General features: G+C 68.8%; 13 protein-coding genes. All 13 read right to left on the bottom strand.

Annotated elements, in window-relative coordinates; translation table 11 throughout:
- Nucleotides 1-11: 11 nt before the first annotated feature.
- The 13 genes from WS66_RS13485 to WS66_RS13425 all read right to left on the bottom strand — a co-directional run bounded on the left by WS66_RS13485 (nt 12) and on the right by WS66_RS13425 (nt 13,643).
- On the bottom strand, nt 12-821 hold the full coding sequence (locus WS66_RS13485; RefSeq protein WP_059601903.1) for a MinD/ParA family ATP-binding protein: 810 nt from the start codon (nt 819-821) through the stop codon (nt 12-14).
- Nucleotides 814-2,556, bottom strand: a complete 1,743-nt coding sequence (flhF, locus tag WS66_RS13480) for a flagellar biosynthesis protein FlhF (RefSeq protein ID WP_059601904.1) — start codon at nt 2,554-2,556, stop codon at nt 814-816. Before flhF ends, WS66_RS13485 begins: the two co-directional genes overlap by 8 nt.
- Entirely contained in the window at nt 2,553-4,655 is a 2,103-nt protein-coding gene (flhA, locus tag WS66_RS13475) for a flagellar biosynthesis protein FlhA (RefSeq protein WP_059601908.1), read from the bottom strand. The genes flhF and flhA overlap by 4 nt, the downstream gene beginning before the upstream one ends.
- Nucleotides 4,652-5,851 (bottom strand): flagellar biosynthesis protein FlhB, encoded by a 1,200-nt coding sequence (gene flhB, locus WS66_RS13470; RefSeq protein WP_059601910.1) that lies wholly within the window; start codon nt 5,849-5,851, stop codon nt 4,652-4,654. Before flhB ends, flhA begins: the two co-directional genes overlap by 4 nt.
- A 326-nt stretch (nt 5,852-6,177) precedes the next feature.
- A complete protein-coding gene (locus tag WS66_RS34400; protein WP_236872967.1) occupies nt 6,178-6,876 on the bottom strand; it encodes a DUF805 domain-containing protein in 699 nt (232 codons plus the stop codon).
- A gap of 44 nt (nt 6,877-6,920) precedes the next feature.
- Nucleotides 6,921-7,418 carry a VOC family protein gene (locus WS66_RS13460; protein WP_059601914.1) on the bottom strand — a complete coding sequence of 166 codons (498 nt, stop codon included), beginning with the start codon at nt 7,416-7,418 and terminating at the stop codon, nt 6,921-6,923.
- Between the two features lie 162 nt (nt 7,419-7,580).
- Nucleotides 7,581-8,834, bottom strand: a complete 1,254-nt coding sequence (locus WS66_RS13455; protein ID WP_059601916.1) for a DUF3443 domain-containing protein — start codon at nt 8,832-8,834, stop codon at nt 7,581-7,583.
- Between the two features lie 16 nt (nt 8,835-8,850).
- Nucleotides 8,851-9,354: a DUF2844 domain-containing protein gene (locus tag WS66_RS13450; protein ID WP_059601918.1), complete on the bottom strand. Its 504-nt coding sequence runs from the start codon at nt 9,352-9,354 to the stop codon at nt 8,851-8,853.
- A 275-nt stretch (nt 9,355-9,629) separates the two neighbouring features.
- Nucleotides 9,630-10,361, bottom strand: coding sequence for a protein phosphatase CheZ (gene cheZ / locus WS66_RS13445; RefSeq protein ID WP_059601920.1), 732 nt, complete (start codon nt 10,359-10,361; stop codon nt 9,630-9,632).
- A gap of 1 nt (nt 10,362) precedes the next feature.
- Nucleotides 10,363-10,758 carry a chemotaxis response regulator CheY gene (cheY, locus tag WS66_RS13440; RefSeq protein ID WP_006754880.1) on the bottom strand — a complete coding sequence of 132 codons (396 nt, stop codon included), beginning with the start codon at nt 10,756-10,758 and terminating at the stop codon, nt 10,363-10,365.
- A 67-nt stretch (nt 10,759-10,825) separates the two neighbouring features.
- Nucleotides 10,826-11,917, bottom strand: a complete 1,092-nt coding sequence (locus tag WS66_RS13435; protein ID WP_059601922.1) for a protein-glutamate methylesterase/protein-glutamine glutaminase — start codon at nt 11,915-11,917, stop codon at nt 10,826-10,828.
- Nucleotides 11,914-12,660: a chemoreceptor glutamine deamidase CheD gene (gene cheD / locus WS66_RS13430; protein ID WP_059601924.1), complete on the bottom strand. Its 747-nt coding sequence runs from the start codon at nt 12,658-12,660 to the stop codon at nt 11,914-11,916. The genes WS66_RS13435 and cheD overlap by 4 nt, the downstream gene beginning before the upstream one ends.
- The gene (locus WS66_RS13425; protein WP_059601926.1) at nt 12,657-13,643 is read right to left on the bottom strand and encodes a CheR family methyltransferase; all 987 of its coding nucleotides are present in this window, start codon (nt 13,641-13,643) and stop codon (nt 12,657-12,659) included. Before WS66_RS13425 ends, cheD begins: the two co-directional genes overlap by 4 nt.

The following is a 13,643-nucleotide window of genomic DNA, read 5'->3' as shown; positions in this document are numbered from 1 at the left end:
TCCTGTGGCGCTCACGCGGCGTGTGCCGCACCCGCCTCGTACGACGGCTTGCCGCCCGCATGCACGGCCCGGCCGGCGCCCGAACACGGGCGCATCGGCCAGTACAGCAGGTCGGCGGCAATCTGCCGGTAATCGCGCGCGGCGACCGACGACGGGAACGCGTCGACCGCGGTGTGCATCAGGTCGCGCGCATGCTCGACGAGCGGATCGGCGCTCACGCAGCCGGCGTCGGCGATCGACACCGTCAGGTAGCGGCTCGCGACGCCCGCGAGGTTGTCGAATGCGGTCCTGGCGTCGGCGTGGCTGCCGACGTGATTGGTCAGCACGCGGAACTGCGCGACCGCGTGCGCGAAATGCAGGCGCTTCATGCACGCGTACGCCTCGGTGATCGCCTGCGCGGCGACCCGCGTGACGATCAGCACGTCGTGCGCCTCGCGCGCGAGCGGGGAGAACGTGCCGTCGGCACCGAGCTGCGCGTCGACCAGCACGATGTCGGCCTGGCCGTCGATGAAGTCGCTCAGTTGCGAATCGCTGTAGCCGTCCCGCGCGGCCGCGCACAGGCCGAATCCGGCTGAGACGCGGGTGCGTTCGCCGTCGCGCAGCCAGGCGCCCGCGAGCGTCGCCGCGGCCGAATGCACGTCGGCGCGCTCGTCGACGACGAGCACGTCCTTGCCGAGCGCGGCCAGCGCGGCCGCGACGTTCACGACGGTCGTCGTGCAGCCGACGCCCGCCGGCCCGCCCGTTACCGCGACGATGCGCGACGCGCGCCCGGCCAGCAGGCGCCGCAGCCCTTCGGCCTGATCGATGATCCGTTTATCCAAATCGCACCTCGTGCAGCTCGGCGGTGGAACGTGCGGTCAGGGCGGAAAGCAGCGTCGGCATGTCCTCGTCTTGCGGCACGAAGGGCGAGCCGTCGCGCGGCACGCAGAACGCGCTCTTCAGCAGGAACCGGGTCGATGCGACGTACAGGTTTTCCGGCACTTTCTGGCCGGTCGACACGTAGTGGACGGGCAGCTTGTACCGGATCACCGTGTCGAGCACGCCGCCGAGGTGGGTCGCCTCGTCGAGCTTGGTCAGGATGCAGCCGGCGAGATCGGGATACTCGGCCGCGCTGCGGTAGGCCTGGACAACCTCGTTGAGCGTGTCGCCATGGCTCGTCGCGTTGAGCAGCAGCAGGCGCTGCACCGGCGCGTTCGCGCCGTGCAGCATCGCGATCTGGTCGGACAGCGCGCGGTCGCGCTGGCTCATGCCGATCGTGTCGATCAGCACGATGTGCTTGTTGCGCAGCTCGGACAGCGCGAGCTCGAGATCGCCCGCGTCCTTCACCGCGTGCACGGGCACGCCGAGGATCTTGCCGAAGATGCGCAGCTGCTCGTGGCCACCGATCCGGTAGCTGTCGGTGGTCAGGAGCGCAACCTTGCTCGCGCCGAAGCGCATCACGCAACGCGCGGCGAGCTTCGCGGTGGTGGTCGTCTTGCCGACGCCGGTCGGCCCCATCAGCGCGAACACGCCGCCGCGCTCCATCAGCGCGTCTTCGCTCTCGAGCACCGGCAGGTTCGCCGCGAGCACCGACTGCGCCCATTCGGCGGCCTGCTCGAAGGTTTGCGCGTCGTCGCCGGACGGCAGGTTGTCGACGAGCATGCGCACCAACTGCGCGGAGAAGCCGGCCGAGAACAAATGCTTGGTCAGCGCGCCGTGCACCGGGCTGCGGCGCTGGCGGTCGTGCCACATCAGGCTGTCGAACTGCTCTTCCATCATCCCGCGCATCGCGCCGAGCTCGTGCATCACGGTGTCGTTGACGATGCTCTCGATGCGCGTCTTCACCGCATCCGCCACCGCGGCCGCGGCTTCCGCGGACAGGCGCGTGCGTTCGGCCGGCTTCGCGGCGCTCGTTTCGCTCGGGCGGGCCATGGCGGCAGCAGCAGCGGCCGGCGGCATCCGGCGTTCGGCGTCGCGCACGATGTCGCGCGCCCAGCCGGCCGGCGTCGCGGGCGCGGCGTCCTGCTGCGCGCGGGCCGGTGCCTGCGGCGCGGCTGGTGCGGCCTGCGCGCGGGCGATCAGCGCTTCGCGCTGCTGGGTCAGGCGCTTCGCGTGCTCGACGAGCCACGGCGCGGGTTCGGACGCTGCCGCCGGCGTGCCGGCAGCGGGCGCAGGCGATGCCGCGTCCGTGGCGGCGTCGAAGGCGGTCGGTTGCGCGGCCGGTTCCGTCGCTTCGGCGCTCGCGCCGAACACCGACGAAAACACGTCCGGGAGGCCGCCTTCGCTTGCCGCATACGGATTGACGGCCGGGCGCGCGAGCGCGGCACCGGGGCGCGACACGATGCCCGGAACGGCCGCTGCCGGCACGGATTCCGCCGCGCGCGGCGCGAGGGTGCGCGCCCGGACGGCGGCCGGCGGCGTGACCGCGGCGAGATCCGAGTCGGCGAGTGCGACGATTTCGACGCTGCCGTCATCGAGCGTGCGGTTCGACAGCACGACGGCGTCGGCGCCGAGTGCCTCGCGCACGAGGCGAAGCGCGTCGCGGCTGGTCGCGCCGGTGAATTTGCGAATGTTCAAGCGGAACCCCCGATGACGTTAACGACTTTGATCGTGCGTGTGTCCGGCACTTCGGCATACGACAGCACTTTCAGTTGCGGCAGGCTGCGGCGCAGGAAACGCGCGAGCATCGCGCGCAGCGCGTGCTGCACCAGCAGCACCGGCGGCAGCCCGAGATTCTGTTGACGCAGCATCGCCTGTTGCGTGCCGGTCAGAAGGTTGTGCGCGAGGCCGGGCTCGAGGCCCGGGTTCGCGCCGGTGGCGAGCGCCTGCGACAGCACGCGCTCGAGATTCGAATCGAGGCCCATCACCTGCATCTCGCCCGAGCCCGGATACCACTGCTGCGTGATCGCGCGGCCGAGCGACAGCCGCACCGCGGCGGTGATCTCGAACGCGTCGCCACGGCCCGCGTGTTCGGACACGGCCTCGAGAATCGTGCGCATGTCGCGGATCGGCACGCCTTCCTCGAGCAGGTTCTGCAGCACTTTCTGCAGCGTCGTCAGCGAGATCGTCTTCGGCACGAGGTCCTCGACGAGCGACGGCGCGTCCTTGCCGGTGCGCTCGACCAGCGCCTGCACTTCCTGGCGGCCGAGCAGTTCGGCCGCGTGCTGGACGACCAGATGGTTCAGGTGCGTCGCGACGACCGTGCTCGCATCGACGACCGTGTAGCCGTACACCTGCGCCTGCTCGCGCATCGCGACGTCGATCCACACGGCCGGCAGCCCGAATGCCGGGTCCTGCGTCACGGCGCCCGGCAGCGCGGCCGTCACCTGGCCCGGATTGATGGCGAGCCACTGGCCCGGGAACACTTCGCCCGCGCCGATCTCGACGCCCTTCAGCGCGATCCGGTAAGCGTTCGGCCGCAGTTCGAGGTTGTCGCGGATGTGGATCACCGGCGGCAGGAAGCCGATCTCTTGCGCGAATTTCTTGCGGATGCTCTTGATGCGCTTGAGCAGTTCGCCGTCGCTGTTCTTGTCGACGAGCGGAATCAGCCGGTAGCCGACCTCCAGGCCGAGCGGATCGATCAGCTGCACGTCGTCCCAGGTCGCCTCGTGGCTGTCGCCCGGCAGCGCGGCGGGCGGTGCGATCTCGGTCACGTCACCGGCCGCCACGCGGGCCGCCGCGCGGCGGACCTGCGTGCGGGCCAGCCAGATCGCGCCCCCGCCGAGCGCGAGGAACGCGAAGTGCGGCATGCCCGGGATCAGCCCCATCAGCCCGATGATCGCGCCGGTGATCGTCAGCACGCGCGGGTTGGTGAACAACTGGCCGGTGATCTGCGTGCCGATGTCCTCGTCGGTCGCGACGCGCGACACGATCACGCCGGCCGCCGTCGAAATCACGAGCGACGGGATCTGCGCGACGAGGCCGTCGCCGATCGTCAGCAGCGTGTAGTTGGTGCCGGCCGCGGCGAACGACATGTCGTGCTGCACCATCCCGACGATCAGCCCGCCGATCACGTTGATCGCCATGATGATCAGGCCCGCGATCGCGTCGCCGCGCACGAACTTCGACGCACCGTCCATCGACCCGTAGAACTCGGCTTCCTGCGACACGGCGAGGCGCCGCTTGCGCGCCTGCTCTTCGTTGATGAGGCCCGCGTTCAGGTCGGCGTCGATCGCCATCTGCTTGCCCGGCATCGCGTCGAGCGTGAAGCGCGCGGACACTTCGGCGATCCGCCCCGCGCCCTTGGTGATCACCATGAAGTTGATGATCATCAGGATCACGAACACGATGATGCCGACCGCGAAGTTGCCGCCGACGAGGAAGTGGCCGAACGCCTCGATCACCTTGCCGGCGGCGTCCGGGCCGGTGTGGCCCTCGAGCAGCACGACGCGCGTCGACGCGACGTTCAGCGACAGGCGCAGCAGGGTCGAAAACAGCAGCACGCTCGGGAACGCCGCGAAGTCGAGCGGCTTCATCGTGTACATGCTCACGAGCAGCACCATCACAGACAGCGCGATGTTGAACGTGAACAGCAGATCCAGCAGCAGCGGCGGCAGCGGCAGGATCATCATCCCCAGGATCATGCAGATGAGGATCGGGCCCGCGAGCGCGCGCAGGTTGGTGCCTGCAAACGGATTCTGGCGTTTGGCGAAGAAGCCGGTGGTCGGGGTGCTCATGCTGCGTTTCCTTGCTTGCCGAGCGTGTCTTCGGCTTCCTCACGCTCGTCGTCGGCCGATACCGACGACCCCTTGTCGAGTTCGGCCGGCACGTCGAGATCGATCGGCGCAGCCGGGAAGGCGCCGCCTTCCGAGCGGAAGCGCCGCAGCTGGTAGACCCACGCGAGCACTTCGGCGACGGCCGAGTACAGCGAGCCGGGAATCTCGCGTTCGAGTTCGACGTTGTGATACAGCGCACGCGCGAGCGGCGGCGCTTCGAGCAGCGGCACGTTGTGCTCGGCCGCGAGTTCGCGGATGCGCGCGGCGACGAGGTTCACGCCCTTCGCGACGACCTTCGGCGCGCGCATCTCGCCGTCCGTGTACTGCAGCGCGACGGCGAAGTGCGTCGGGTTCGTGACGACCACGTCGGCCTTCGGCACGGCGGCCATCATCCGGCGCCGCGCGATCGCGCGCTGCTGCTGGCGGATGCGGCCCTTCACGTGCGGATCGCCTTCGTTCTCGCGATGCTCACGCTTCACTTCTTCCTTCGTCATGCGCAACTTCTTGTTGTACTGCCAGAGTTGGTAAGGCACATCGAGCGCGGCGACCACCAGCATCCCGGCGACCGTCGTGCCGCAACACACGGCGACCAGATGCAGCGCGTCCGCGAGCGCCGAGCCGAGCGGCTGGGTCGCGAGGCCGAGCAGTTCGTCCTTGCTGCGCCAGATCGCGATCCCGCCGATCCCGCCGACAACGAGCGTCTTCGCGAGCGACATCCCGAGCTGGATCGGCCCCTGGATCGAGAACATCCGGCCGAGGCCGGCGATCGGGTTCAGGCGGTCGAACTTGAGTTCGAAGGTCTTCTGCGAGATCAGCCAGCCGCCGAGCGCCATCGGCGCGAGCAGCGCGGCGAGGCCGGTGAGCGCGAGGATCGGCAGCAGCGCGGCGAGACCTTCGACGCTTGCGCTGCCGGCCGCCGACAGCATCCGGTGCGTATCGAACGCGGTCGCGCGATCGAACGCGAACGCGCCGCGCAGCATCGTCTGGAGATGGGCGCCCGACGGACCCGCGAGCAGCCACGCGCCGTAGAACCCGGCAGCGAGCAGCGCGAACGAAGCCAGCTCGCGCGAACGCGCGACCTGCCCCTCCTCGCGCGCCTTCTCGCGGCGCCTCGGAGTGGCGGCTTCGGTTCTGTCGAGATCGCTCTCGTCTGCCACGGTGCCTCCAGTCGGGTACGGCGAAATGCCGCTTTCCAGTGACACCGATTATTCATGCGCACGTCAAACGCCGATCGGTCGAGCAAAGCCGGGAAAGGGGGGTATTTCGGAGAATCGGGCGAGCCGGTGCGGCGGGCGGTCGCGGGCGGTCGCGGGCGGTCGCGGGCAGGCGCGGGGGGGCCGGGAGGCGGTGGAAACCGCGTTCGCGGTCGGGCGCGGTGAAGCGGATGAAGGGGTAAGGCGGGGAATCGGGAGATCGAAGCGGCCGTGGAGCGATCGTCGGCCCGCCCCGACGCGACGGCGTCGCGCGTCGGGGCGGGCGGCGCTCAGATCACCGGAATCGGATCCGAGCCGAAACGGTTCGGGCCGTTGGTGCCGCGCGAGCACATCCACACGAGCAGCAGGATCCCGCCGACGATCGGAATGAGCGCGATCAGCAGGAACCAGCCGGAGCGACCCGTATCGTGCAGGCGGCGGACGGTGACCGCGAGGCTCGGCAGCACCAGCGCGAGCGACACGACGGCCGCGACGATCATCAACAGCAGCGAAAGCGCGCTCGCGTCGCGCCCCGCCATGGTGATCACCTGGCAGATGATCGACACGACGCTGGTCAGCAACGCGAAATACCAGTATTCGGCACGGCGCGCGCGGCCCTCGAATTTCGCATATTGATTGAATGCGGAACGAACAGCCTCGGTGAAATTCATTTTATTGCCCTCATGTTTTATATCGGCGACCCCGGAAACATCGCGGGCATTATAAGTTTGAATTTCCGAGCCTTGCATCTCTTTTCGCGTGCCGACCGGCTCGCACGCCGGCTCTGGCATAACTGGCGCGGCTTCAGCGGCGGCATGCCGTATCGCCCGCGGGCATGTCACGTCATTTTTATAATCGCGACGTCCGGATGGAAACAACGACCAGATAATCCATGACTTGATTACACCAGCATGAAACGCACCGCGATCGATAATCGAATCGATCGTTCGTCGCGCATTTACCGGCCGGCCGGGAATATCGCCGGGCATCGCGTGCGCACGTCGAAAACGGCGCGTGCCGGCCGGCGTTCGCGCTAGCCTGCCGCCGCCTGCTCCAGCACGTAGAGATCGAGCTTCTTCATCTTCATCACCTGCGCCATCACGCGCTCGGCACGTGCCGGATCGCCCGCCATCAGTTCGGGCATCTGCACGGGCACCACTTGCCACGACACGCCGAAGCGGTCGCGCAGCCAGCCGCACTGCTGCGCGCGCTCGTCGCCGCCTTCGGCCAGCGCCGTCCAGTAGCGGTCGATCTCCTGCTGGTCGCGGCAGTTGACGACGAACGACACGGCCGGCGTGAGCGGAAACGCCGGGCCGCCGTTCAGCGCGAGAAACGCCTGCCCGTCCAGTTCGAACGACACCGTCATCACCGCGCCCTCCGCCTGGCCCGACGCCTGCGCACCCGACTTGCCGTAGCGGGCGACGTGCAGGATGCGCGCGTCGTCGAATACCGACACGTAGAAGTTCGCGGCCGCCTCGGCGTCGTGGTCGAACCACAGAAACGGCGTGATGCGTTGAATACGCTGGCTCATGGCGCTGTCTCCTCGATGTCGTGCCGGCACCGGTGCCGGTCTTATATCGTAGGCGCTGTGCGGGCACGGCGCGGTTGCCCGAAGCGTAGTGCGTCGCCGCCAGCGAAGACAAAAAAAGGGGGCGATCGCTCGCCCCCTTTTGCTGCCGCCGTTCGTGCGCGGTCAGAACGCGACGTAAGGCTGCGCGCCGCCGGTGCCGGTCCGATCCATCCCGAAGTAGATCGTCTTGCCGTAGAAGTGCGGCATGCCGAGATCGAGCCACCCGGCTGGGCCGAACGGGCCGGCGATGTCGTTGAACGCGAACGTCGACGAATTCGCGAACAGCGCATCGGCGTTCGCGACGGGCATCGACACGCCGCCCGATGTCCCGTTCTTGCCGGTCAGCGTCGCCGTGTAGGTGGTCGTCGACGACGGGCAGTAGAACTGCGTATTGGTCGAGCACCTCGTCTGCGACGAATCGTTGAAGAAGTACGCGTTCGAACCCGTATCGAAGAACGCGGTCACGCTGCCGCCGAGGAACGTCGCATCGACGTCGCCCGTCGTCGTCGACGTCAGCACCGTCGACGCCCCGAGCCCGTTGTTGCTCTGCGTATTGATCCCGAACGTCAGCAGGCCCGTCGCGCTGCCCTGCCCGCTGCTCGAGATGTTCGGCATCTGCACGATCACGCCGTTGTTGTCGGTCGCGAAGCGATGGACCGGGTTGGCCACCTGCTGCGCAACCGGCACCAGCGCCACCGTGCAGCTCGAATTGCCGTTCGGGCACGCGTAGTAGTTGTTGGACGTTGCCGACGTCGACGTCGCGCAGCTCGTGCCGCAGTCGACCGGCGCCGGCCCGATGCCGAGGATGCCGTTCGCACCGAGATCGCTGGCCGTGTTGGCCGACGTTCGGGCACCGTTGTTCGAGCATGAACTCGGCACGTTGCTGGTGCCGAGATCGCCGATGATCTGCACCGGCAGGGAGCCCGCCTGCTCGGTGCCGATCGACAGGTCGACGGTGCGCACGGAGCCCCATGTGAAGCTCGACACGAACTTGCCGCACTCGGCCACAGGTGCGCCGCCGCTCGTCGTCTGCGGCAGGTTGTTCAACACACCCGACGACAGCGCGCTGCTGACCAGCCGCAGCCCGTACGATGCCGTATCGACGAGCACGTTGTTGACCACCTGGCAGTTCGTCGTGCCCGGCACGCAGATCTTCACGTTGACGGTCGGAATGTTGATCACATGCGCGACGCCGGTGCCGACCGTGATCACGGCCGTGTTCGCCGTATTGCCGTCCGACACGCTGTTGCCGCCGCTGTTGCCGCCGCTCCCGCCGTTGTTGTCACCGCCGCCGCCGCAGGCGGTCACGAGCATGGCCGTCACGGCCGCGACGCTCAGCAGGCCGAGCCAGCGCTTGAAGGTACGATGAATTCGCAAGATCGCTCTCCCGCTGTCACTGGATGTCGGTGCCGGACAGGCCGGCCGGCAGCGCCGCCGGCAGCCACGCCTGGCCTGCGAAGGCGCCCATGTGGCCGCCCGTGCGGATCACGAGGCCGCTCGTATCGACGGACACGGGCGCGCGCCAGCCGCCCGCCGCATGCGCGACCTGGACGCCGGCGGTGTACTGCGGGAAATAGCTGCCGAGCAGCGACTCGAGGTCCGGCATGCTCGGCCCGCGCCAGGCGAGGCCGAACACGGTGCCGGCCGCGGTCGTGTATTCGTGGATGACGGTGCCCGATCCGAGCGTGATCTCGCGGACGGTGTAGGCGGCCGCGTTCGCCTGCGCGCCGTCGGCGGAGCGCATCGCGCGCTGCAGCGCGCGCACCGTGGCGGCGTGATCGTCCGCCGGAGGCGACATCGGCGCGCCGCCCAGTTCGGCCTGTGCGTGGACGGCCCACAGCACACCCATTGCGGCCGTCGCGTGCGCGGCGGCCCAGCCCAAGCGTTTCAGCTTCACGTTCCCCCCCAAGGGACTGGCTTCGTTGCCGGCGCGCCGCCATCGGATCCGGCGCCGCCAGTCAACAAATGAAAGTCTTAAGAATGACGCTTCATTGCTGCTGACGCGTAGTATGCCTGCGGAGTGTGTCGGAGTGTCAAATCAACGCGGCTTGACGCGACGCAACATGATGTGCGGCACGACCCGCACGTGTGGGCTCGTGTGACCAGCATCGTGAAAGCCACGCGCACCGGGCCGCTCCGCGATCGGGCGCGGCGCCGATGCGATGGGCAGGTTCAGAAGCCGAGGCTCGCAAGCAGATCGTCGACCTGCGCCTGATCCTGCACGACGTCGGACTTGCCTTCCGGCGCGATCTGCGGCCCGTTCAGCAGCGACTCGGGGCTGCCGGTCGCGCTGATCTGCTCGGCCGCGAGCGCGGCCGCGGTCGCCGCGAACTGCTCGCGCCGCTCGGGTGCGATGTTCTCGACGAGCACGGTGAGCAGCTGCTGCTCGATCAGGTAGACCATGTCCATGATCTTCTTGATCACCTGCCCGGTCAGGTCCTGGAAATCCTGCGCGAGCATGATCTCGAGCAACTGCGCGCTGGTCGCCGACGCCGCCTCCGGCAGCGCACGCAGGAACGTGCGCGTGTCGTCCATCAGCTCGCGCACTTCCGCGTGCTCGATCGGTGCCGCATACCACTGCGCCCAGCGCGCATCGAGCGCCTCGGCCTCGTTCTGGATGCGCTCCTGCATCGGCTTGGCGACCTCGATTGCGTTCAGCACGCGCTCGGCCGCCTGCTCGGTCATCGTCGCGACGTAGCGCAGCCGGTCGCGCGCATCGGGCACGGCTTCCGCCGCGCGCTCGACATGCTTGTCGAGCCCGAGCTCGCGCATCGAATCGCGCAGCGTGCGCGTGACGTGGCCGATGCGCGCGAGGATCCGGTCGCTCGCGTAATCGGCGCCTTCGGCGTGGCCGTCGGCGTTGATTGCCGCGCCGGCAAGCGCCGCATGGATCGGCTCGTTCACGTCAGCTCCCGGCCTTGGCCATCTTGTCGATGATCTTGTTCAGCTTCTCGTCGAGCGTCGCGGCCGTGAACGGCTTCACGACGTAGCCGCTCGCGCCCGCCTGCGCGGCCGCGATGATGTTCTCCTTCTTCGACTCCGCCGTGACCATCAGCACCGGCAGGTGCGTGAGCGTCGCGTCCGCGCGGATTTCCTTCAGCATCGCGAGGCCGTCGAGGTTCGGCATGTTCCAGTCGGAGATCACGAAGTCGAAGCCGCCGCCGCGCAGCCGCGCGAGGCCGGCAGCGCCGTCCTCGGCTTCGTCGACGTTCGTGTAGCCCAATTCCTTGAGCAGGTTGCGGACGATCCTGCGCATCGTCGGGAAATCGTCCACCACCAGGATTTTCATGCTCTTGTCCATCGTCGTTCCTTTGCAGATTCGTTACCGTCGGGGCCCGCCGCATCGCAGCTGCCCCGTGACATTTCATTCAGACGCGCTGTACGCGGTCGCCCATCGTCGCCAGCCGCGCCATCACGCGCCGGCTCATCTCGGAAAGCGGCGCCACCTCGTCCGCGCCGCCGAGCGCGATCGCCTCGCGCGGCATCCCGAACACGATGCAGCTCGCCTCGTCCTGCGCGAACGTGTGGGCGCCCGCGCGCTTCATGTCCAGCAGGCCGGCCGCGCCGTCGCGGCCCATCCCCGTGAGGATCACGCCGATCGCGTTCTTGCCCGCGTGCTGCGCCGCCGAGCGGAACAGCACGTCGACCGACGGGCGGTGCCGGTTCACCGGCGGCTCGTCGGACAGCTGCGCGATGTAGTTCGCGCCGCTGCGCGCGAGCAGCAGGTGCGCGTGGCCCGGCGCGATGTACGCATGGCCCGGCAGCACGCGCTCGCCGTGTTCGGCTTCCTTCACCGCGATCCGGCACAGGCCGTTCAGCCGCTGCGCGAAGGATTTCGTGAAGCCGGGCGGCATGTGCTGCGCGATCAGCACCGCCGGCGCATCCGGCGGCAGCGGCGTCAGCACCTCGCGGATCGCCTCGGTGCCGCCCGTGGACGCGCCGATGATGATCAGCTTCTCGGTACTGACGAGCGGGTTGTTGACCATCGGCGCGGCCGGCTGGCCGCTCGCCGCGCGCGCGGCGGCCTGCGGCTGCGGCGCCTGGCGCACGCGCGCGCGCGATGCCGCGCGGATCTTGTCCGCGAGCTTTTCCGCGTAGTCGAGCATGCCGTCGCGAATCCCGACGCGCGGCTTCGTGACGAAATCCACCGCGCCGAGTTCGAGCGCGCGCAGCGTGATCTCGGAGCCGCGCTCGGTCAGCGACGACACCATCACGACCGGCATCGGCCGCAGGCGCATCAGCTTCTCGAGGAAGTCGAGCCCGTCCATGCGCGGCATTTCGACGTCCAGCGTCAGGACGTCCGGGTTGTGCTGCTTGATGAGCTCGCGCGCGACGAGCGGATCGGGCGCGGTCGCGCACACTTCCATGTCGGGCTGGCTGTTGATGATCTCCGTCATCAGGCTGCGGATCAGCGCCGAGTCGTCGACGCACAACACTTTGATCTTCTGCACTGCGGTCATGCCTCCTGCTTTCTCGAAAGGTTGGCCGCATACGGGCTGCCGGCCTTCGTGTTCGTCGTCTGCGCGCCCGTGCCGCCGCGTGCGCCGAACAGCTCGATGCGCGGGCGTGCCGGCGGCGGTGCAGCCGGCCGCTTCGCCGCGAACAGCTCGACGTGCGCGCGCTGCCGATCGGCGCGCACGCGGTCGGCCTCGCGCGCCAGCGCGGCTTCGCGCTCGGTCACGCCCGGCACCTGCAGCCGCAGCTTCTTCACCATCGCGCGGCCGGTGCGCGGCATGAACGCGACCTTGCGCGGGTGCACGCCCTGCAAGTCCTCGGCGGTGATGCGGATGCGTTCGAGCGCCAGATAGCGGCGCACGAAGTCGGCGTTGCGGTCGCCGATGTTGATGGTCGTCATGCCGGCCAGCACGGCCGCGCCGCCGAACACCTTCGCCTCGAAGCGCTCGCGGCGACCGCCGGCCTTGATCAGTTCGTTGATCAGCACTTCCATCGCGTACGCGCCGTAGCGCATCGACTCCGACGCGGCCGCGCCGGCATCGGCGCCGTCGTCGGGCAGCATGAAGTGATTCATCCCGCCGATGCCCGCCAACGGGTCGTGCAGGCACGCGGCGACGCACGAGCCGAGCACGGTCATCAGCACCATGTCCTCGGACGTCGTGTAGAACTCGTTCGGAAGCAGCTTCACGCCCGGGCGTTCGAAGTGGTTGTCGAAGTAGCGATTGGTCGCGATCGGCAGGGCGCTCATCCGCGTTCTCCGTAAGCGGGCGCGGCGACCGCGGCACGCACATGGGCGCGCGGCGGCACCGCCGCGGCCGGCGCGGCGCCGCGCGGGCGCAGGCCCGGCGCGGCATCGCGCGTCAATTCGTACACCGTCTGCCCGCGCAACCGGAAGGCCTGCGAGACGTACGTGAAATTCTCCGAATGCCCGGCGAACAGCAGGCCGCCCGGCTTCACGAGCGGCTCGAAGCGCGACAGCACCTGCCCCTGCGTCGGCTTGTCGAAATAGATCATCACGTTGCGGCAGAAGATCGCGTCGAACGGCTTCGCGATCCCGTAGTCGGCATCGGTCAGGTTCAGCTGCTCGAAGCGGATCATCGCGCGCAGTTCCGGGCGCACCTTCACGCGGCCGGCCTGCGCGCCCGTGCCTTTCAGGAAGAAGCGCTTGAGCCGCTCCGGGCTCAGGTGCTTGACCTGGTCGTACGTATAGATGCCAGCCTCGGCCTTCGCGAGCACCTGCGTGTCGAGATCGGTCGCGAGGATCGATGCGCCGCGCGCGGCCGATTCGCCGAGCGCCTCGATCAGCGTGATCGCGATCGAGTAAGGCTCCTCGCCGGTCGACGCCGCCGAGCACCACACCGACACGGGCGCCGCGCGACCCTTCACGAAGTCGGCCAGGATCGGGAAATGGTGCGACTCGCGGAAGAACGCGGTCAGGTTCGTCGTCAGCGCGTTGGTGAACGCTTCCCACTCGAGCGGATCGTCCTCCTGCTCCAGCAGGTCGAGGTAGTCGCGGAACGTGTCGAGGCCGCGTGCGCGCAGCCGGCGTGCGAGCCGGCTGTACGCCATGTCGCGCTTGTGCTCGGACAGCGAAATACCCGCGCGTTGATGGATCAGCGCGCGGATGCGTGCGAAATCCGCGCCGGTGAACGCGAAGTCGCGCCCCGGCTCGCCCGCGCGGGGCGAGGCATCCGGTGCATCGGGTCGAAACGGTGCGCGCGCGGACGGCAT

It is taken from the genome of Burkholderia sp. LA-2-3-30-S1-D2, assembly GCF_001523915.2.
In the GTDB taxonomy this organism is placed as follows: domain Bacteria; phylum Pseudomonadota; class Gammaproteobacteria; order Burkholderiales; family Burkholderiaceae; genus Burkholderia; species Burkholderia diffusa.
Note: the sequence above shows the minus strand (reverse complement) of the source record. Positions and strands in the feature narration are given on the sequence as shown.